Here is a 20476-nt window from a genome sequence, read left to right as displayed (position 1 = left end):
TGTGGGCTTACCGCACATCATTCACCGCTAACGGCAACCTTGTTCCACCATTATCGAAGGTAGTTCCATGACCCGACCAATTAAGAAACTGCTGGTCGCCAACCGTGGCGAAATTGCGATCCGTATCTTGCGTGCCGCAGCCGAACTCAAGCTGTGTACGGTGTCCGTGTACACCTATGAAGACCGCTTCTCACCGCATCGCTATAAAGCGGATGAAGCCTATCAGATCGGCAAAGACGACGAGCCGCTCAAGCCCTATCTCGATATTGAAGCCATTATTGAAACCGCTAAGCGTCATCATGTGGACGCGATTCACCCCGGTTACGGCTTCCTCTCTGAAAACGTGCAATTTGCCCGGCGTTGCCGCGAAGAAGGCATTATTTTTGTGGGGCCTACCCCCGAAGCGATGCAGCGTTTAGGCGACAAAGTTGCCGCCAAAGAAAACGCCATTACCGCTGGTTTGCCCGTCATTGAAGACAGCCGCGAACCACTGGATACCGTGGACATCGCCCGTCGCGAAGCCGACCGCATTGGTTATCCGCTCATGCTTAAAGCTGCTGCTGGCGGCGGTGGGCGTGGGATGCGCGTCTTGCGTGACCCATCGCAATTGGAAGGCGCGTACAACGATGCGCGTAACGAAGCCCTGAAAGCGTTCGGCGACAATACGGTTTTCCTCGAAAAATACATCGACTCGCCCAAGCATATCGAAATCCAGATTTTGGGCGATACGCATGGCAATCTGGTGCATTTGTATGAACGCGATTGCTCCGTGCAGCGCCGTTTCCAGAAAGTGGTCGAAGTCGCGCCCAGCACGGGTTTGAAAGATGAAACCCGCGAAAATCTGTACAAATACGCCCTTGCGATTACCCGTCACGTGGATTATTCCTGCGCGGGTACAGTCGAATTCTTGGTCGATAAAGACGAACGCATTTACTTTATCGAAGTAAATCCGCGTGTGCAGGTTGAACACACCATCACCGAAGAAATTACCGGCATCGACATTGTGCGCAGCCAGATTTTGATTGCTGGCGGTGCGCGGTTGGACGACCCCGACATTGGTATTCCCAACCAAGAATCGGTCGAATGCAACGGTTACGCAGTGCAGTGTCGCATCACCACCGAAGATCCTGAAAACGGTTTCAAACCCGATTACGGCACAATCATTGCCTACCGCAGCAGCGGCGGTTTCGGCGTGCGTTTGGATGCAGGCGCAGCTTACCCCGGTGCGAAAGTATCACCGTTCTTCGACTCCATGTTGGTAAAAGTCACGACGTGGGGGCGTTCACTGGAAGGTGCAGCCAACCGCAACTTACGCGCTTTGCAGGAATTCCGTATTCGTGGCGTGAAAACCAATATCGGTTTCCTTGAAAACGTGTTGCAACATCAGGTATTTACCACGGGTAAATGCGCGGTTACGTTCATCGACAACCACCCTGAACTGTTCCACACTGCGTTGCGTTTTGACCGTGGCACAAAAACGCTGAAGTTCATCGGTAATGTCACCGTTAACGGCAACCCGGATGTGAAATACGTCGACCCGCACAAGCATTTCCGCAAGCCGCTTGTGCCTAATTTTGACAAGTTGGGCGCATACCCGAAGGGCAGCAAAAATTTGCTGGACGAAATGGGTGCAGAAAAGTTCTGCCAATGGGTGAAAGACCAGCCGAATATTTTCTATACCGATACCACGCTACGTGATGCGCACCAGTCTTTGTTGGCAACCCGTGTGCGTACCGATGATATGATGAAAATCGCCGAAGGTCTGGCGAAAAACCATCCGCAATTGTTCTCATTGGAATTGTGGGGCGGCGCGACGTTTGACGTGGCAATGCGTTTCTTGCACGAATGCCCGTGGGATCGGTTGCGTCAATTGCGTGAAGCGATTCCGAACATCCTGTTCCAGATGCTGTTCCGTGGCTCGAATGCGGTGGGTTATACCGCCTACCCCGACAATGTGGTGGAAGCCTTCATCGAAAAGTCGTGGGAAAATGGTATCGACGTGTTCCGTATCTTCGACTCCTTGAACTGGATTGAGGGGATGCGCAAATCCATTCAGTGCGTGCGTGAGCGTACTGGCGGGATCGCAGAGGGCACAATTTGCTATACCGGCGATGTGTTGAACAAAGATCCGTCCAATAAATTCAATTTGCAATATTACTTGGATTTGGCGAAGCAGTTGGAAGATGCAGGTGCGCACATGCTGGCGGTCAAGGATATGGCAGGCGTATTGAAGCCGTATGCGGCGACCACCTTGATTACAGCGTTGAAAGAATCGGTGAGTATTCCGATTCATTTGCATACGCATGATACCGCGTCGATTCAATCCGCTACCTTGTTGAAAGCGATTGAAGCGGGTGTGGACATTGTGGATGGCTGCATGAGCTCCATGTCGGGGCTGACTTCACAGGTCAACCTGAACTCGCTGATTGCAGCGATGGAAGGTCAGCCGCGTGAACAGCCCTACAATCTCAAGTCCTTGAATGCTTACGCGAATTACTGGGAAGATGTGCGCGAAATGTATTACCCGTTCGAGTCTGGCTTGAAGGCAGGGACGGCGGAAGTGTACAACCACGAAATTCCAGGTGGGCAATATTCTAACTTGCGTCCGCAGGCGATTGCGTTAGGGTTAGAGCACAAGTTTGAGGAAGTCAAGGAAAACTACGCAGTCGTCAACCGCATGTTCGGCGACATTGTGAAAGTTACCCCGTCCTCCAAAGTCGTGGGTGACATGGCGATTTACATGACTTCCAACGGCTTGACTGAGCAGGATGTGATGGAACGTGGGCGCACGTTGGCGTTCCCTGATTCCGTGATCGACTTGTTTAAAGGTGGTTTAGGGCAAGTACCGGGCGGTTTCCCGAAGACTTTGAGCGACATTATCCTCAAAGGTGAGAAGCCGTATACGGGGCGTCCGAATGACAATTTAAAGCCGGTGGATTTGGATGCCGAATTTGAGGCGTTCAAGCAGGAGTTTGACCCTGAACAAACCTTCCTCGATTTCTTGTCGTTCAAAATGTATCCGGCAGTATTCCGTGATTTCTACAAGCATCAGCAGGAATACGGTGAAATTAGCCATCTGCCGACATCACTATTCTTTTACGGCTTGAAGTTGAATGAGGAAGTGCTGGTTGAATTAGGGCGCGGCAAGGTGCTGATTATCCGCTTGCTGTACCGTTCACCAACGGATGAGAACGGCATGTGTGGTGTGACGTTTGACTTCAACGGGCAAATTCGTGCGGTGCAAATCCGCGATTTGTCCGTCAAGCCAACCCGTGCGACTAACCGGAAAGCGGTCGATCCGAATGAAGTCGGTACGTCATTGCAGGGCAAATTGTCTGCCGTCATGGTCAAAGCAGGCGATGAGGTGGAGCAGAATGCGCCACTATTTGTCATCGAAGCCATGAAGATGGAAACCACGATTACTGCGCCAGCAGCGGGTAAGGTGAAAAAGCTGCATCTGCACGCGGGTGAGTTAGTCGAGCAAGGCGATTTGGTCGTTGAATTCGAGTGATTTAGTCATTCGTTAAAAATGCCCTGTCTAATCAAGACAGGGCATTTTACTCATTAAATCTTACTTTTTAATCTGCGTAAACATCGCCAACGCCCGCTCTCGACTCCCGCCCAACTCCACGATAGGCAGTGGATAATCCCGCAATCCATCGCCCAACTCATGCGGCAAATGCACCTGCTTGTTGTCACGCCCCTGTAACTCAGGTATCCAACGACGAATGTATTCACCGTCAGGGTCAAATTTCTGGCTTTGGAGGATGGGGTTAAAGATACGGAAATACGGCGCGGCATCTGCGCCACAGCCTGCCGTCCATTGCCACCCGAATACATTGCTAGCAAGATCAGCATCCACCAGTGTATCCCGAAACCACTGTTCGCCTGCTTGCCAGGGCACGAGCAAGTTTTTGGTGAGCAACGATGCCACGATCATGCGTACACGGTTGTGCATCCAGCCCGTTTGCCACAGTTCACGCATTCCGGCATCAATGATGGGGAAGCCAGTTTGTCCACGTTGCCAACGTTGCAACACAGCATCGTAGTCATCCGCCCACGGAAAATGATCGAAACGGCTATCCAGTGCTTGAGCCACGGTATGCGGAAAGTGGTATAGCAGGTGATACCCAAATTCGCGCCAGCCGATTTCCTGCATAAAATGACGCAAGCCGCTTTCTGCAGCGGGATGTTCCGCCAGATATTGTTCGGTATGGTAAACAGCTTGGCGTGGACTGATTTCGCCGAAATGCAGGTGCGGGGAGAGGCGTGCTGTACCCTGTTGCGCGGGAAGGTTGCGGTCGTCTTTGTAAGCTGCACCATTGGGGAGAAAATTGTGTAATGCTTGCATCGCCGCGTGTTCGCCGACCTGCCAATGCGCCATCATATCGGTATCCCAGCGAATGGTGGGCAGCAACTTTAATGCGTTAAGTGGCAGACTTTCTGGCAGATTTGCAGGCGTAGGGATGTGTTCTGGCATCGGCAGCGGTAAGTGTTGAATGCCGTACTTCAACATCGCTTTCCAAAACGGGGTGAAAACTTTGTAGGGGGTGTCGTCCGCTTTGAGCACTTCCCACGGCTCGTTCAGTAGGCTGGCATTGAAGCTGTGAACTTCGCAGACGGATTTGAGTGTTTCTTTGATGTGCTTATCACGGGCAAGACTGGCGGGGTCGTATACCCGATTCCAATAAATATGTGTCGCACCCGTACTGGCGATTAAGTCACGCAAGACATCGAGTGCTGCGCCATGCCGTAACGTCAAACGACTGCCTTGCGCTTGCAGACTGCTATCCAAGGCTTGCAAGCTGTGGTGTAACCAGACTTTGCTCGCCGCACCGAGTTGGCTGATGGAGGTCGGTAGCGGATCATCAATGAAAATGGGGATGATGTGTGCGCATTTGCGGCAGGCATGGTACAGCGCGGGGTTATCGGCAAGGCGCAAATCTTGCCGTAACCAGACGATAGCGGTTGTCATGCGGTTTGCCCTGCGGTGAGTAGCACTTGATCCATCAACGGGCAAATATCATTTAATTCGTCGGGCAGCCAATGAATACGCGCATGTTCTGTGTCGTCCGCTTGCGCCTCTTGAATGCCTGCTAAGAAGACATGGATACCCGTTAGTGCTACTAAAGCGTGCAGTGCAGCGGAAAGGCCGCTACTTTGGGGCAGCACTAACGCATCGAGTGCAGCGCGTTCCAGTATTAGGGGCAGGTGATCCAGTTGCGTGTTTGCACCCAGTAAACTGACCTGATAACCGTGTTGGCTTAACACATTGGCAAGCAAGAGCAATTCCACTTGCGTCGTATTGTCGTGCTGATTTGCGAGCAAAATGCGCTTGCCTGTGGCACGGCTATTGTGCTGCAAATAACGGGCGCTGAGTTTGGCACACAGGAATTCATGCAGGAATGCGTAATCCGCATAGGTCGAGGGGAGCAGCGCTTGCTGTTGCCAAAGCTGTTGGTGCAGCGGTAATAGTAGCTTTTTGGCGACTAATTCCAGTGAATAGAGTGAGACGGCTTCATTGAATACTTGGTCGAGGGAGCGTGCATCGAGTTTGCGAATCCAGCGTTGAAACAGTGTGTGATAATGCCGCCAAGGGTCATCGGTTTTGACATCGGTTGCCGTTCGCAGCAAAGGCAAGGGGTGATGACTGTCAAGCACATCACGGACGCGGCTGACAGGAATGCCTTGGTCGAGCAGGATGAGCACTTGCTTGACTCGTTCGACATCGTGTTGGCTGTAAAGGCGATGACCTTTCGGGGTGCGGCGTGGTTTGAGTAAACCGTAACGGCGTTCCCATGCACGCAAGGTGACGCTATTCACGCCAGTCTGTTCAGAGACTGTGCCGATGGGGAGGAGTGCGGTTGCATCAGCGTTGTTGGGCGCAGTTGTCGATGTCATAGGGTTTGTAATGACCTTGTACAATAATCATATAACTATAGGTGATTATGGGCAGGTAGAACAATACGCGTATGAAAATTACGGTTTAGTGATTGCACATAAAAAAGCCGCCTGTTAAGGGGCGGCTTTTGTGCGTCATGTGCTGCTAGATCGAATTAACGACCAAACAGTTTGCTCGCCAAGCCGATTGCGCCAGAAACGCCACCGACAGATTCCAACAGGCTGTTCAAATCCAGAGAACCTGCTGGAGAAGCTTTGTCAACCGCTTCAGGGACAGCCGCTTGCAAGCCGTTAAGCGCTTGTTCTTGGCTAATACCCAGTTGCTGTGCGAATGCCGCGATTTTGTCTTGACCAAACATCTGTGTCAGTTGACCACCGCTAGGTTGTGCATTTGCGCCATTACCTAACCATGAAGCTGCCAGTGAAGCTAAACCGGAGTCGCCGCCGCCCTGCATACCAGAAATCATGGAAGCCAAGCCGCCCAAACCACCTGCTTGTGCTTGATTTTGACCATTGCCCATTAGACCCATCATGGCTGAAGCAATTTCAGTCATTTCCAATTGACCGTCATGGTCTTTGTCTAATTGGCTTTTAAACATTTGGACAGCGATTTGCATTATATCCATGTGTGGATGTACCTTTGGTTAGATATTTTTTGGAATACGAATTTTCTGACCGGGGAAGATTTTGTCTGCGTCTTTAATGACTTCACGGTTAACTTCCACGATTTTGGTATATTTAGCGCCATTGCCATACGCTTTGTCAGCAATTTCCCACAGGGTATCGCCTTTTTCGATCACGTAGAATTCGTCATCGCCACCGACTTGGCTGCCATCGGAGATGGTCATGCCGTCCGCTTTGACTTCTTGGATACCCATCGCGTTGCCTGCCATCAGGACAGCTTTTTCTAACGCTTCCGCAGACTGTGCTTGACCGGTCAACGTGGCTACGCCGTCATTGACTTGTACCTGCAAACCACTGACACCCGGATTGTCTTCGTTGATGTGTTGTTCCAGAGCGGCGGGAGCATCTTCTTCCTTGCCGAAAATTTTCTTGCCAATATTACGGGCAAAATCAAATAGTCCCATCTTATTTTCTCCTAATGATTTACGTGTGGATTGATCACCACACGTAGTATAGACGCTATTCAGTCAAAGTTAACGCTTGACCTGACAGTCAGTCGGCAAATTTTACTAAAAGGTTCATTCGGGAAACACTTTTAAGCGAGGAAAGCCCCGAACTTAACCAGACGTTGCTGCCAATAGGTTTTGCTGAGGTTATCCAATGTGACTTTGCTGCCACCGGAGGCGGCATGGATGAAATTACCGCGCCCAACATAGATACCGACATGGTTAACTGTGCTGCCGCTAGTACGGAAGAAGATTAAGTCACCGGGGCGCATTTCTTCAAAACTGAGAGTGCGGCTGGCTTGGCTTTGTTCGGCGGCGGTGCGTGGCAGTTTGATACCTTGTGCATTTTTATAAACATATTGGGTAAGACCACTGCAATCAAAGCCTGTCCCCGGTGATTCACCGCCGTAAGTGTAACGTACTCCCAAGGCTTGATGGGCTTGTGCAAGCAGTGCACGTCTAGCGGGTGCATCTGCTGGTTCAGCTTGCTGAGAAAACGGTTGATATTGTTGTGAATAAGTGGGTTGGGAGGTGTTGGATGGGTTATAGCTGGTGTAATACGGTCGCGCTTCCCCCTGATAATTCCCTTGATAAGCACCCGGTACAGTATGATTCCAATAAGGGTATTGCGCGGTTTGTGGGTAGTAAGTCACTGGCGCACAACCCCCTAAAAATGCCGCTGCTGTACCCGTCAGCAGTGCTGCGTTAAATTTACCCATTATAATCTGCCCTGTTTTTTGTTATATCTTTAGAACTAACGTGTATTCTATAAGTTCAAAACTGAACACAAACAAAAAACCCCCGCTAAACAGCACGCTTAGCGGGGGTTTTTACAGAGCTGAATCAATGGCTACCAATTAGTGCCGAAACTTTTATCAGATTCATTACCCAGCTTGGGTAAATCGGCTAAATCATGAATGGTACTTAACGGGCCATCGGGGAACAGTTGGTATAAATATTTGCGCCCACCTTGCGGCATGAATTCATCTTGCAGCATATCTGCCAGCATTCGGGCATTTTGGCAATCATCGCAGTGTTCGTAGAAGTCTAAGATAAAATCAATGACATCGCGGTGTGCTGCTGTCAGCGTAATGCCGCGTTCTGCTGCATTTTGGTCAATCAGTGCATAGATCTTATGGGTTTTGAGGACAGGAAGGGGGGCTCGCAGTACGGCATGGGCACGCGGGAACATTTCATCCAAAGAAACATCGCTAAACATCATGGCTTCATCCTCCTATTGGGGTGGCGATTGGGTATGATTATTCGTTTCTTATATCTATAAAGTAATATTCTTGAGTGCATAAGTCAAGAATTGTTGTACCTTTACGGTATGTTTCATTTTAATGTATGGAGTACGGCAACAAGTGAGTATGCAGCAACCTATTTTTAGCAGCCTAACCCTTGCCGCCTACGGTTGGTCGCCGAGCAATTGGGCGCAAGTCTTTTACCCTGATGATCTACCAGCAGAGTGGCATATTGCCTATTATGCTAATGAATTCAGTAGAATACTATTGCCTGCGGCACTGTGGAATGCGGTGTCATTAGCGGCGGTAGCAACATGGGCAAAGGATACCGCAGATGATTTTGGGTTTTACCTAGAACTCACCCGTGATGTTTTGCAGGCAGCACATTGGCAGTCAGTACAGATGACGGTAGAGCAGCATTTGGCGGAAAAAGTGTTGGGATTGCTGGTCGATAGCGATGCAATGCCTTTGTTACCTGTGGCATGGGTGGAACGTTTCGCCGTGCATCAGCGCGTGACAGGGCAATGGTTGGGGGTAATGCCTAATGGAGCGGAGGCGCAAGTCGGTATGCTGCATTCCCCTCAAGCCTTCGCGCCGCTAGCCTTGCGTGACGTTTTTGAACAACTTCAGCAACACACAGCACATCGCGATGTCATCCTGTTTTTGGATACGCCGTATGCAACCGTGGAACAGATGCGTTTGATGCAACAGCTCTACGGCGTGTAACGCTAGCGGTAAGCGTTCGGCTTGCTGCGATACGGGTCATAGCGGTAAGGGTCAGGTAAGCGTTGCTGTTGTGGCGGCTGATACTGCTGGTATTGATAGCTGCCGCCTTGTTGCATTATTTGCTCGAACATTCCCGCTTTTTCCATGTAATACCCCACGCCACCCAATAAGGTGATGCCGAGTAAGGCAGCAAACACAATTTTTACCACGCTGTACGGGCGTTCGCCTTGGGTTTTGCCGTTGCGCCCGTTAATGACAAAGCGGTAGGTTGCGCCGTTATAGCGGAACGCGGCTGACCACACCGGCAATAATACGTGTTTGAAGGTGGTGGCAGAATGCTGAGTTTGCAGGCTATGTACGCGCTGCTGGTCGCCGCCAATGTCGCTGATAATCGCGTTGTAAATGCGACTATCCATAACGCCCCGCGCTTGCTCGAAGCCTTCATCCAAATCCACCTGATAGATTTCGCTTTGGAAACCGCTCAAATAGCTTTCATTGTAAGGTATAAGATTCGGTAAATCCCACGGTTCTAAACGGTCTAAGATAGTGCGGGGTAGGGTATGGGTTGCACCGACTAAAACATCATCGAAAAACAGCCGTACCCGCCCACTCACGGGAGTCCAACGTACCCGTGGCACACTCTGCATTTGCTGACGCGGTTGACCGTTGACGATAACAGTGACCATTTGTTGTTCGTAATAGATCACGCCGCGTTCACCGCGATAATAGCTATCGGTATGGCTGTCATACGTCCAATACGGGATATAAATACCCAGCAATTTTTCATCACGCTTCGCTTTGTCTTTCAAGGCAGACGGCGCGAACCACAAGCTACCGATCCACTGATCAAACGCGGCGTGCGCATTTTTGTCGGTAATCAGAAAAGGTAATAATGATTTGGGTTGGAACAAACGGGTTTGTTCCGTCCCCGTCACCACGGGTGTGCCACAGAAGGGGCAATCACCCGCGTGATTGTTTTGCTTCAGCTCAAAAATGGCGGCACAGTTGGGGCATTTAACCACTTGCGTGTTATCCAACGGGCGTAATTTGTCCTGTTGGATAGCCCGTAATGCTTGCTCGAAACTGTACTCACGAATTTCCTGCGTACCTTGGCGTATTGCATTTTGATGCCCGCAATACGTGCAAGTCAGTGTCTGCGTACCCGGTTGGTACACCTGATCCGCGCCACATTGTTCACAGGGAAAGTGCTGTTGGTTAGTTTTGTTATCCGCCATTGAAGCCTTCTAAGCCGTTGTTGTTATTGTGTACTTTGGGGGGGCGCTGAGGGTGGAATCGGTGGTGGTGCTTGCGTGGCAAACAATCCACTGAGGGCAGCCGTTTCCCCCGCTGCTTGCCAATTCGCCATCCCCGCTTGCCAGACCAAGGTTGCCGCTGTCATTTGCCCGTTTTGCACCATTTGCTGCAATTGCGCAAGACCCAACGGCCCCCGTGATTCTTGCCCAATCGCCACATGCCAGTTGGTGTCCGGTAACGGTGGCGGGGTAGCAGCAGTGGCAGGTTTATTCAGCACTTCTGCCATTTTGTTAGCAACAGCAAAGCCCATTCCCATATCCAACGCGCTATTAGAGCCGCCGTTACCGACACCTTGCGCGGTTTGGTATTGCAAGTATTTGTCTAGGTTGCCGATCATGCCCATGCTGGTACGCTTGTCGAGTGCTTCTTCCACTTCCGTTGGTAGGGAGATATTTTCGACCAGAATCGAGGTCAGTTTCAGACCATACGCCGCGTATTCAGGAGCGATTTTCTGGGTGACAAACGTGCCAAGTTGCTCGTAGTTGGCTGCCATATCCAGCACCGGAATATTAGCGCTGGCAACAATGCTGCTGAAACGGGTGACGATGATGTTGCGCAATTGATCACTGATCTCATCGACGGTGAAATGCCCATCCGTCCCCATGATTTCCTGCATGAATTTGCGGGCATCATCAACGCGCATTCCATACGTACCAAAAGCACGTATGCGCACACCGCCAAATTCACTATCGCGAATCATCACGGGGTTGCGTGTACCCCATTTCAGGTTGGTGAATTGCTTGGTGTTGAAGAAATACACTTCCGCTTTAAACGGGCTGCTGAAACCGTGATCCCAGTGTTGAAGGGTGGATAGCAACGGCAGGTTCTGGGTTTCCAGCACGTACATGCCCGGTGTTAGCACGTCCGCGACTTCGCCTTCGTTGACGAAAATGGCGACTTGCGATTCGCGCACGGTGAGCTTCGCGCCGAATTTGATTTCGTTGCCGTGGCGCTCAAAGCGGTAGACCATCGTGTCGCTGCTGTTATCCGTCCATTCGATGACATCAACGAATTCACCCATCAATTTGTCCCATAATCCCATGGTTTATGCTCCTTGGCTTGGGCTGGCGGCTTTGGATTTCGCTGCGGTAAGGGCGTGGCGCAGTTCGCCTTCCATGACCTTGATTTCTTCTTCGGCTTTGGCACGCATGGCTTTGCCTTCGTCCGCAATACGCAGCGAGTCGTTGATGGTGTCGATCAGGCTTTGGTTGGCTTTTTTCACGGATTCAATGTCGAACACGCCGCGTTCCATTTGTTTGCGGGTTTCCGCATTACCTAAACGCAGGGTTTCAGCGTTCTTTTCCAGCAATTCGTTGGTGAGGTCGGAAGCTTTTTTGACGACTTCAGCCGCATCGCTCATGCGGAAAATGGTGACCGCTTGTGCCAACTGATTTTTCCACAACGGTACAGTGTTGATCAGGGTGGAATTGATCTTATTGATCAGGGTTTTGTCGTTTTCCTGCACCAAACGGATGCTGGGCAGGCTTTGCATCGCGACTTGGCGGGTTAAACGCAGGTCGTGGACGCGGCGTTCAAGATCGTCCCGCGAGCTACGCAGATCGCGTAAGTTTTGTGCGAGGATCATATCCGCCGTGTTTGCTTCGACTTTGGCAACCAATGCAGGGATGTCAGTACTTTCTAGACGGCGCAGTTTTTCTTCACCAGCAGAAATGTACGCTTCCAGATTGTGGAAGAAATCTAAGTTGGCTTCGTAGAGTTTGTCGAGCGTTACCACGTCGGTCAGCAACTGGGTTTTGTGACCTTCCATCTCATCAGTGATGGTGTCGATTTGCTTGCGGACTTCCTCGTATTGGCTGAGGAATTCGACCACAGGCTTGGCTTTGCCAATGAGTTTTTCCCACCAGCTTGGCTCGTCGTTGGGGTTGAGTGCGTCAATGTCAAAGCCTTTAATCGCCGTGACCATGTTGGTGAGGGATTTTCCTGCTGAACCGATGTCTTTGTTTTTAACACCGTTGAGCATTTTTTCAGAGATAGTGGTCATCTGCTCTTGGGTTTTCGTGCCAAAGAACATAATGCTGCTGCGGTCGTTCATGTCGATTTCAGCGATGATGTTTTCGAGTTTACTTTTATTGGCATCATTGGCTTGGTCGTAGGCAACCAGTTCAGTGGTCATTTCGGGCAATGGCGCAAGGGCAGTACCGGGGATAATGGCTGGAGCAGTTTGTACGGCTGTTGTTGTTTGTGTTTCATTCATAGTAGTTTTCTCCTTAGGTTTGTTGGTGTATCAGAGGACGCCTTCGCGCTTTAATTGGGTTTCCAGCACTTCTATTTGTACGTCCAAATCAAAATGGTTGTCTTCCAGCAATTTGGTTTGTTGCTCGGTAAAAGTCTGTTCTAGCGAATCCAGCACCCGACTGAAATTGGTTTCCAGAGCAACTGCCCGTTCTCCCTGATGAGTGCGAGCGTAGCCTTCGGTCACGCGCTGTGTGCCATCCAGATAAACTTTGAGGAATTTACGCGCACGGGAGAGGCGCGTGGGATCTTCTTCAATGCTTTCCAACACTTCGCGGGCTTTGCTGGTAATACGCTGCAAACGCGCATTGAATTCGGGGTTGGGGATTTGGCGACGGGCTTGTTCAATCGCGTCGATTTTGACGTTGGCGGCATCGAGCGCTTCTAGCACTTCTTCGATGGTGACACCGATGGAAATATTGCCCGCTTTATCTTTGCGCGGGTCAAGCCCGTAGTAGAGCGCAAAGCCAAGGAAAGTCACTGCACCGATCAGAGCTGAGGATAAAATATCACCCATTGCGAAATCATTCCCCCACCATTCTAAAGCGCCGGTGGCAATGCTGATAATCAGGGCTGCCACCGTTTTGAAGGGGGTAGTGGGGGCACGCGCAATTTTACGGCGTTCGTATTCACCTTGCAGGCGGAAGCCGTGGCGAGCAATGCTTGCGCCTATCATGAAAGCTGCAAATATTCCCCCCGTTACCAGTGTATCCATGACGTCGCCGCGCATTAATGAGCCGATGGCGGTAATCAATGCAGGGAGAGGAAGTACGTAAAGCAAGATGCCCTTAATGCCATAGCGGACATTGTGAATGGCAGGTTCGTAGCGTTTGGCAGCCGTTTTGACCGTTGTCGTCATGGTGTGTCCTATTAGAATAGGGGAGGGAAGAGGTGAAAGATAGATGACGCACTAACGCCGCCAATAGTCACCACCAACAGAATAAAGCCAATTGTCTTTTTTAGTGCATAGGCCACTGTGCCGATCCTCCTTTTTATAATCAAGGCTAAGTGTAGCGTGTATGTGGGGATATAGCCTATTCTATTCAAGCATGGTACTGAGAAAAAGATTTTATTTATGAACGGAAGCTGTATAATGAATGCATGTTTGTGTCAGAACGAAAAAAAAGCGAGCCGTAATTAGGACTCGCTTTTTGTAAAGGGAACTTTAAGAACACCGCAGCGTTATGCTGTCGGGAGTGAATGCAAGCAAACCCCCTGTTTGCGACCTCGCATTCTGGTTCTCAAGGCTAACCATGCAACCAGCTCCCCAATAAATGGCCGGTTGTCAGGGTAGGATTGAGAAAGTTAACCTCAGCGTGCCGTCATCTCGAATCTCTTATGCCATTGAGTGTCAGAACGGCGGAACAAGCTTATTTTTTTATTTCAGATACATCTGACGACAGAATCGTTACCACAAACCCCAAGTTCGCGATTCCTGCTGAAGTTGTGACTATACTAAGCGCGAATCCATGAATCTAACCTGAATCTTTGGCTTATTTTTTGCTCGATAAAAACAGCGCAGGGTCTACAGGTTCGCCATTCAAATACACCGACCAATGCAAATGTGGGCCAGTCGCCCGTCCGGTGCTGCCCACTTTTCCAACAATATCACCTTGTTGGAGCACGTCACCGGGTTTGACAGTAATCTCACTCAAATGTGCGTACAGACTAATCACCCCTGCGCCATGATCAACATATACCGTATTGCCGCTGAAAAAGAAATCGTCGGTATGTAAGACACGCCCCGCAGCGGTGGCTTCGACAGGTGTGCCTGTGGCAGCCGCAATGTCCATGCCGCTGTGCGGATTGCGCGGTTGGTTATTGATAAAACGTTTCAGACCAAACCGCCCTGTATCGCGCCCCGGTACAGGCTTGATGAAATCCAGTTGTGTTTCACCTTCCGTAAAGTGGGTTTTTGCCTGTTGTTGCACGGCGAGTTCACGCACGATGCGTTCGCTGGATTCATCATCGGGGTCAACTTTGTTTTTGTCTCTGATGGTAATGTGCTGGGTTTTGTATTGCTTGGGTTGTATTTCAAAAGCAATACGTTCACCGCTAGCCGTATTTAATTGCTGTGTACCTTCTTCCACATCCAATGGAATGCCGACCAAAGCGACCCATTGCGATGCCACGGGGACAACCGTTACCCGCTGCCCCGCATACTGTACAATTGGGGCAGTGTTGGAAAGTGGGGCAATCGTGACGTGGGCAATACCGCCGGGGACAGGGTTTTCGCGGGGGAATGCCAATGCGTTGGCGGAATAGAGAGCCATGCTTAACAGCAACCATTTTTTCATTTTTATTAATCCTGATTAAGTGGGTACGAACGATACGATGAAGCATAGCATAGCCGCCGCCCGAATGCGGGACATCCAGCCGTTTCACGTCATGGCGTTGCTGGCGGAGGCGCGGCAGCGTGAAGCAGCAGGGCAAGACATTATCCACATGGAAGTAGGCGAGCCGGATTTTCCGACACCCGCGCCGATTGTGGAAGCGGGTATCCGCGCTTTGCAGGCAGGGCAGACGAAATACACGGCTGCGCGGGGTTTGCCGCCGTTGCGCGAAGCCATTGCGGATTACTACGCCAGCCGTTTTGGGGTAAATATTTCACCCGACCGTATTCTGATCACTCCGGGCGCGTCGGGTGCGTTGCAATTGGTGTTGGGTGCATTGATTAATCCGGGGGATGAGGTGCTGATGACTGACCCCGGCTATCCATGCAACCGCCATTTTGTCCGTCTGTTTGAAGGCATTGCCACCGCTTTGCCGGTCGGAGCAGACACGGCGTATCAATTGACTCCAGTACATATTCAGCAACATTGGAGCACAAAAACGCGTGCCGTCATGTTGGCAACACCCGCGAATCCTACCGGTACGGTATTAAGCATGGCGCAATTGACAGCGCTTCATGCGGAAGTGCAAGCGCGTGGCGGGCAATTGATCGTCGATGAGATTTATCAGGGGTTAACGTATGGCGTTCCCGATGTTACGGCGTTAGCAGTGGATGCGGATAATACTTGGGTGATCAACAGTTTCTCGAAATACTTTGGTATGACGGGCTGGCGTTTGGGATGGGTGGTTGCTCCCGAATGGGCGGTGGAGTCGCTGGATCGTTTGGCACAAAACATTTTTCTGGCAGCGTCTACGCCTGCACAATATGCCGCGTTGGCTGCTTTTACGCCGGAATCGCTTGGCATGATGGAAATGCAGCGTCAGGAATTGCAACGCCGTCGTGATTTCTTACTACCAGCGTTACGCGATTTGGGTTTTGTGATCGGGGTTGAGCCGCAAGGTGCGTTTTATGTGTATGCAAATTCGTCACATTTTTGCGATGATGCGCAACGCTTAAGCCGTGCTATGTTGGATCAAACGGGGGTGGTGTTTACGCCGGGGTTGGACTTTGGTAGTCATCAAGCAGCGACGCATGTACGCTTTGCTTACACCACTGAAGTAGCCAGACTGGAGCAGGCGGTTGCGCGTTTGGCTCGCCACCTGCCCCGTTGAGTTAACTGCCGAAGGTGTTGCAGTCCTGCATATTGCCGGAGCGTTGCCCGCGTTGAAACCATTCAGCCCGTTGTTTGGATGAGCCGTGCGTGAAGGAGTCGGGGTTGATCGTGCGCCCAGACATGCGTTGCAAACGGTCATCGCCGATGGATGCGGCGGCGGTGACGGCTTGCTCAATATCGCCGGATTCCAACATATTGAGCTGTGTTTGGGAATGATTTGCCCACACACCCGCGTAGCAATCTGCCTGTAATTCGAGAGCAACTGATAAGGCGTTACTGTCACGTTCGCTGGAACGTGCTTGTAAACGGGTCACTTGGTCGGTGATGCCGAGCAGACTTTGTACGTGATGACCAATTTCATGCCCTAGCACATAGGCCTGTGCGAATTCACCGGATGCGCCCAAGTTTTTGAGTTCGTGGAAAAAGCCAAGGTCGATATACACTTTTTGATCGCCGGGGCAGTAAAACGGGCCGGTGGCAGCACTCGAATAGCCACAAGCCGATTCGGTGCTATCTTCAAATAAGACCAGCTTCGGCTCAACGTAACGCTTACCGTGTTGTTGAAAAATGGGGTTCCATACATCTTCGGTGGTGGCGAGTACGGCGGATGCAAATTTGCCACCGTCATCATTGGGTGTGCCTGTACGGACTTCTTGGCTGGTGCTACCGCCACCTAATCCACCTAAAATGGTATTTGCACCACCTACTAAGCCGAGCAGTTGTAGTGGATTACCGCCCATATACCAGCCAATCAAGACAATGGCGACTGTTCCCATCATGCCAATGCGGAAGCCGCCACCGCCACCGCCACCACTCCCGCCCCGCCGGTCTTCCACGTTGCTGCTTTGTCGTCCTGTTCTCCAGCGCATCTTGTGTCTCCATAAAAATATTCTTCGGAATTATTTCGGCTTTTTGAGAACTAAAACCAATTACGTGGAATCTGTCAACTTATAAATGACTACAGCGTTAATACACAGGAGTCTCCGGCTATTGGCAGGGGAAATAGGGGCACTCAAAGGAATATGATGAGAATGGCGGCATTGATAACCGATCACAATGAACGGTTGGAGAGAGATTCGCACAAGGATGATGGTTTAGGTAGCACAGCACGGCTCAATAACTTCCTGAAGGAAGTGAGTCGGCGTGCGTTCGTGGTCGCACGTCTGGCAACGCAAGACGAAGATGAGGCTATGGACATTGTGCAGGATGCAATGTTTAAGCTGGTGCAAAAATATTCAGGACATCCCGAGGGGGAGTGGGGTGCATTATTCCACACCATTTTGCACAGTAGGCTGAATGATTGGCATCGTCGCCAGAAAGTACGTAATCGCTGGCGGGTGTTTTTTTCCACAAATGACGATGAGGATGACGTTACACCAGAAGATCAGGTTGCGCAAACCCAGTTTTTAGAGCCAGAACGCCAATTGTTGCAGGATGAAATGAGTGTTTTGGTGCAAGCAGCAGTGGGGCACTTGCCATTACGTCAGCAGCAAGCGCTGTTATTGCGTGGCTGGGAAGGGTATGACATTGCCGAAACTGCAAAAATCATGCAGTGCTCCGAAGGGAGTGTAAAAACACATTATTCAAGGGCTATCCACAGTTTGCGGGAAAAACTGGGAGATCATTAATGACAAACATGACAATAGAGATAACAGAACAGGTAGTGGTGAAGGTAGTAAAACAGGGGATGGATCAGTCGGTCATGCACTTGGATTGGCAGACGCAAGCGGCGTTGACGCGCTTACGGATGCAGTCTTTGGCTCAGCTTGACCGCCGATCCATTGGTTTTCGCTTTTCGTCGCTTGCACGGGGATTCGCGGTAGCAGCGGCTGTCACATTGACAGTCGCGCTTTGGGTGTTACCAACCCTAACGGAGATGCCATCGAGACCGTTACTCAGCACAACCGAGGTAACTGAACAGTCCCCCCTTACCCAAACGCACTAAATTTGCGACACTCCCCCGATGACCCAACAACTGAAAGACCACAGCCTCAAACAGCTTAACAGCCAGTACCTTGCCAAGCTCACGCCGGAGGAACTGCTGCACCTGTCGACCAAGTTGTTGCATGACCTGAAAGAAGCGCGGGAACAGATCAACCAAAACTCCAACAACTCCTCCAAACCACCCAGCAGCGGTTTCCCGTGGGAAACGTCACCCAAAACGGTGGCTTTGCCCGAAACAGAAGGGGTGGGTGCAGCCAGAGGAAAGCCAACCCCGGAACCAGAAGCTGTGGCGGGCACAAAGCCAGCCCAACCAGCCAAACGCAAAGCGGGTAAACAACCCGGCGCACCGGGTTATGGTCGGGTATGGCATCCGCCCATCAATGCAGACGAACACCATTACCCCAGCCGATGTGAAGCCTGTGGCAGGTCCCTGGATGCGGCTGTCTCCCGTATTTATACCGCCTATGACAGTGTGGACATCCAGTTTGGCACGGATGGGAACCCCGGACTGACCGTCATCACCACCCGCCACCACCTTCACGATAGCGTATGCACCTGCGGTCATGTGAGCCGCCATATCCCGCATCGCCAAGCTCCCGACCCGTTATACCCGGAGGTTGATGTGGGCGAGTGGCGGCTGATTGGGGGCAATCTGGCGGCACTTATTGTCCACCTACGGCTGCGCTCACGCTTGTCACTGCGTGGCACACAAGAACTGTTGCGGGAGGTGTTGGGCATTCCCCTAAGTGTCGGGGTGTTGCAGCAATGTTTTGAGGAAGCAGCCGCGAGTGCTTCTCCATTGGAAGATGCCTTGGTGGAAGGGCTGTTGGCAGAAGCCACCGCTGACGGCGGGGTGCTGTATATTGATGAAACCTCTTGGAAAGAGCGTGGCGAAGCCCTGTGGCTATGGACATTCGTCACCACCCTCAGCGTTTGTTTCTACGTAGGGCAGCGCACCATTGAAATGCTCGACAACGTGATTAGCCCCCACTTTGGGGGCTGGCTGATGAGTGATGGCTATGCCGCTTACCGCCACCACCCCAAACGCTTGCGTTGCTGGGCGCACCTGATCCGCAAAGCCCGTGGGCTGGCAGAATCACTGGACAAAGACGGGCGGACGTTTGGCAACTTCACCCTCGCTTGGCTGAGGGTATTACAGGACGACATTTACGCTTGGCGGGCAGCAGGCGGCACGGTGGGGACGCAAACCGACGTGATCCGTCAACGCCATCAGGCAAAACTCCTGGAATTCAGGGCATTATGCTTGATCCATGCCGTATCTGCCCATGACAAGACGGCGGCACTGGCGAAAGAGTTCATCAATGATTGGGATGCCATTTTCCGAATCCTTGACCACCCGTGGCTTCCCTTGACCAATAATGAGGCTGAGCGGGCGTTGCGCCATTGGGTGATCCTGCGCAAAACCAACCATGGCACAAAGAGTGCTACGGGGAGCCGTGCGTTTGCCATGCTGGCCAGCATCATCGGTACTTGCCGCAAACGTGGACAGTCTGCCTTGGCTTATCTTGCCAGTGTTATTACCGCTGCCCGCGCTGGCTTTGCCCTGCCCGCTTTACCGCAAGGGGTGGGGATGTGATCAATTACCAACCGAGTTGGATGTTAATGCGATGGATGTCTTGATGTCCGGTGAAGACATGGATTTGCTGGAAAATCTGGATATGTATGAATGGTTGGAGGCCGAATACGGCTAAACAGTGATTAAGGAGAAGGTCATGACGAGGAAAGGAATCCTAAGTGTGTGTGCAATGCTGTGGGCATTGCTGGCGGCAACGCCTGTGACAGCCGATGAAACGGCAGATGATATTGCGAAAATGCTCACTTGGTGGGATGAAGTCGGCAGCGATTGGGAAAAAGCTGAGGCATTCATCGAATTTGCCGGTACAGAAAAAACGTACCAATTGGCAGATAACACCACCGAGGAGAGCGATGATGAATCACAGCAGCAATAAAGGGCGTTTCATCGGGTTGTTGATGGTGTTATTGGCGACATTACTATTATTGTTACCCAGTAGCCCCGTGATGGCAGATACAGCGAAATGGGAGGATTTAAACAGTAATGAGAAATCAGTACTGAAAGATTTCCAACAGGAGTGGGAAACGTTGTCCGATAAAACCCAAAGCAGTTTACGGCGTTGGGCGGCAAAACCGGCTACGGAACGGACGCGTATTAAGCAACGCTTTAGTGAATGGCAACAACTTTCTGCCTCCCAGCAAAAGAAGGTTGCTAAGCAATTAGCGCGTTACCGAGCCATGTCAGCCGAGCAAAAAGCCCGGATTAAGCAATGGCACGAATGGGTTAAAAAGTTACCTGAAGCAGAGCGTAAAAAACTGCGAGAGCAGTGGTCTACGATGAATGATGCCGAGCGTCGCGCTTATATGAAAGCCTTACAGAAACAGTATGGTAATCACTAGCTGATTCTGTTGAGTGAATGAATCA

21 protein-coding genes are annotated in these 20476 nt (G+C 51.2%); 9 read left to right on the top strand and 12 right to left on the bottom strand.

Annotated elements, in window-relative coordinates; genetic code table 11:
* Positions 1–67 precede the first annotated feature (67 nt).
* Positions 68–3511, top strand: a complete 3444-nt coding sequence (locus J1836_RS13835; RefSeq protein ID WP_207251710.1) for a pyruvate carboxylase — start codon at positions 68–70, stop codon at positions 3509–3511.
* Positions 3512–3571: 60 nt separating this feature from the next.
* On the opposite strand, the gene J1836_RS13830 is transcribed toward J1836_RS13835, so the two are convergent.
* From J1836_RS13830 to J1836_RS13805, 6 genes are all read right to left on the bottom strand, one after another.
* Positions 3572–4975 (bottom strand): cryptochrome/photolyase family protein, encoded by a 1404-nt coding sequence (locus tag J1836_RS13830; protein WP_207251709.1) that lies wholly within the window; start codon positions 4973–4975, stop codon positions 3572–3574.
* Positions 4972–5901, bottom strand: coding sequence for a MerR family transcriptional regulator (locus tag J1836_RS13825; RefSeq protein WP_207251708.1), 930 nt, complete (start codon positions 5899–5901; stop codon positions 4972–4974). Before J1836_RS13825 ends, J1836_RS13830 begins: the two co-directional genes overlap by 4 nt.
* A 155-nt stretch (positions 5902–6056) precedes the next feature.
* Positions 6057–6527: a YidB family protein gene (locus J1836_RS13820; RefSeq protein WP_207251707.1), complete on the bottom strand. Its 471-nt coding sequence runs from the start codon at positions 6525–6527 to the stop codon at positions 6057–6059.
* A gap of 18 nt (positions 6528–6545) precedes the next feature.
* Positions 6546–6989, bottom strand: coding sequence for a peptidoglycan-binding protein LysM (gene lysM / locus J1836_RS13815; protein ID WP_207251706.1), 444 nt, complete (start codon positions 6987–6989; stop codon positions 6546–6548).
* A 131-nt stretch (positions 6990–7120) separates the two neighbouring features.
* Positions 7121–7750, bottom strand: a complete 630-nt coding sequence (locus J1836_RS13810) for a C40 family peptidase (RefSeq protein ID WP_207251705.1) — start codon at positions 7748–7750, stop codon at positions 7121–7123.
* Positions 7751–7881: 131 nt separating this feature from the next.
* On the bottom strand, positions 7882–8253 hold the full coding sequence (locus J1836_RS13805) for a TusE/DsrC/DsvC family sulfur relay protein (RefSeq protein WP_207251704.1): 372 nt from the start codon (positions 8251–8253) through the stop codon (positions 7882–7884).
* A 148-nt stretch (positions 8254–8401) separates the two neighbouring features.
* Between J1836_RS13805 and J1836_RS13800 the strand changes: the two genes are divergently transcribed.
* The gene (locus J1836_RS13800) at positions 8402–9001 is read left to right on the top strand and encodes a DUF72 domain-containing protein (protein WP_207251703.1); all 600 of its coding nucleotides are present in this window, start codon (positions 8402–8404) and stop codon (positions 8999–9001) included.
* 2 nt (positions 9002–9003) lie between these two features.
* Here the strand turns inward: J1836_RS13800 and J1836_RS13795 are convergent, their stop codons facing one another.
* The 5 genes from J1836_RS13795 to J1836_RS13775 form a co-directional block, all read right to left on the bottom strand.
* Positions 9004–10236 (bottom strand): TFIIB-type zinc ribbon-containing protein, encoded by a 1233-nt coding sequence (locus J1836_RS13795; RefSeq protein WP_207251702.1) that lies wholly within the window; start codon positions 10234–10236, stop codon positions 9004–9006.
* 23 nt (positions 10237–10259) lie between these two features.
* Positions 10260–11357 (bottom strand): SPFH domain-containing protein, encoded by a 1098-nt coding sequence (locus tag J1836_RS13790; protein WP_207251701.1) that lies wholly within the window; start codon positions 11355–11357, stop codon positions 10260–10262.
* Between the two features lie 3 nt (positions 11358–11360).
* A complete protein-coding gene (locus J1836_RS13785) occupies positions 11361–12530 on the bottom strand; it encodes a toxic anion resistance protein (RefSeq protein ID WP_207251700.1) in 1170 nt (389 codons plus the stop codon).
* 30 nt (positions 12531–12560) lie between these two features.
* A complete protein-coding gene (locus J1836_RS13780; RefSeq protein WP_207251699.1) occupies positions 12561–13427 on the bottom strand; it encodes a 5-bromo-4-chloroindolyl phosphate hydrolysis family protein in 867 nt (288 codons plus the stop codon).
* 634 nt (positions 13428–14061) lie between these two features.
* A complete protein-coding gene (locus J1836_RS13775; RefSeq protein ID WP_207251698.1) occupies positions 14062–14865 on the bottom strand; it encodes a M23 family metallopeptidase in 804 nt (267 codons plus the stop codon).
* Positions 14866–14902: 37 nt separating this feature from the next.
* On the opposite strand from J1836_RS13775, the gene J1836_RS13770 reads away from it, so the two are divergent.
* A complete protein-coding gene (locus tag J1836_RS13770) occupies positions 14903–16072 on the top strand; it encodes a pyridoxal phosphate-dependent aminotransferase (RefSeq protein WP_207251697.1) in 1170 nt (389 codons plus the stop codon).
* A 1-nt stretch (position 16073) separates the two neighbouring features.
* Here J1836_RS13770 and ypfJ read toward each other — a convergent pair whose 3' ends face one another.
* Positions 16074–16943 carry a KPN_02809 family neutral zinc metallopeptidase gene (gene ypfJ / locus J1836_RS13765; protein WP_207251696.1) on the bottom strand — a complete coding sequence of 290 codons (870 nt, stop codon included), beginning with the start codon at positions 16941–16943 and terminating at the stop codon, positions 16074–16076.
* A 162-nt stretch (positions 16944–17105) separates the two neighbouring features.
* Between ypfJ and J1836_RS13760 the strand changes: the two genes are divergently transcribed.
* Genes J1836_RS13760 through J1836_RS13735 form a run of 6 tightly spaced genes read left to right on the top strand, consistent with a single transcriptional unit; the run spans position 17106 to position 20451 of the window.
* Entirely contained in the window at positions 17106–17702 is a 597-nt protein-coding gene (locus J1836_RS13760) for an RNA polymerase sigma factor (RefSeq protein WP_242632854.1), read from the top strand.
* A complete protein-coding gene (locus J1836_RS13755; protein WP_207251695.1) occupies positions 17702–18019 on the top strand; it encodes a hypothetical protein in 318 nt (105 codons plus the stop codon). The genes J1836_RS13760 and J1836_RS13755 overlap by 1 nt, the downstream gene beginning before the upstream one ends.
* Positions 18020–18037: 18 nt before the next feature.
* Entirely contained in the window at positions 18038–19615 is a 1578-nt protein-coding gene (gene tnpC, locus J1836_RS13750) for an IS66 family transposase (protein WP_242632653.1), read from the top strand.
* Positions 19578–19730 carry a hypothetical protein gene (locus J1836_RS13745; RefSeq protein WP_207251694.1) on the top strand — a complete coding sequence of 51 codons (153 nt, stop codon included), beginning with the start codon at positions 19578–19580 and terminating at the stop codon, positions 19728–19730. The genes tnpC and J1836_RS13745 overlap by 38 nt, the downstream gene beginning before the upstream one ends.
* Before the next feature lie 21 nt (positions 19731–19751).
* Positions 19752–19988, top strand: coding sequence for a hypothetical protein (locus tag J1836_RS13740; protein ID WP_207251693.1), 237 nt, complete (start codon positions 19752–19754; stop codon positions 19986–19988).
* Positions 19966–20451: a DUF3106 domain-containing protein gene (locus J1836_RS13735; RefSeq protein WP_207251692.1), complete on the top strand. Its 486-nt coding sequence runs from the start codon at positions 19966–19968 to the stop codon at positions 20449–20451. The genes J1836_RS13740 and J1836_RS13735 overlap by 23 nt, the downstream gene beginning before the upstream one ends.
* Positions 20452–20476 lie beyond the last annotated feature (25 nt).

Origin of the sequence: Thiothrix fructosivorans (genome assembly GCF_017349355.1) — a bacterium.
GTDB classification, from domain to species: domain Bacteria; phylum Pseudomonadota; class Gammaproteobacteria; order Thiotrichales; family Thiotrichaceae; genus Thiothrix; species Thiothrix fructosivorans.
This window is presented reverse-complemented; position numbering and strand designations above follow the sequence as displayed.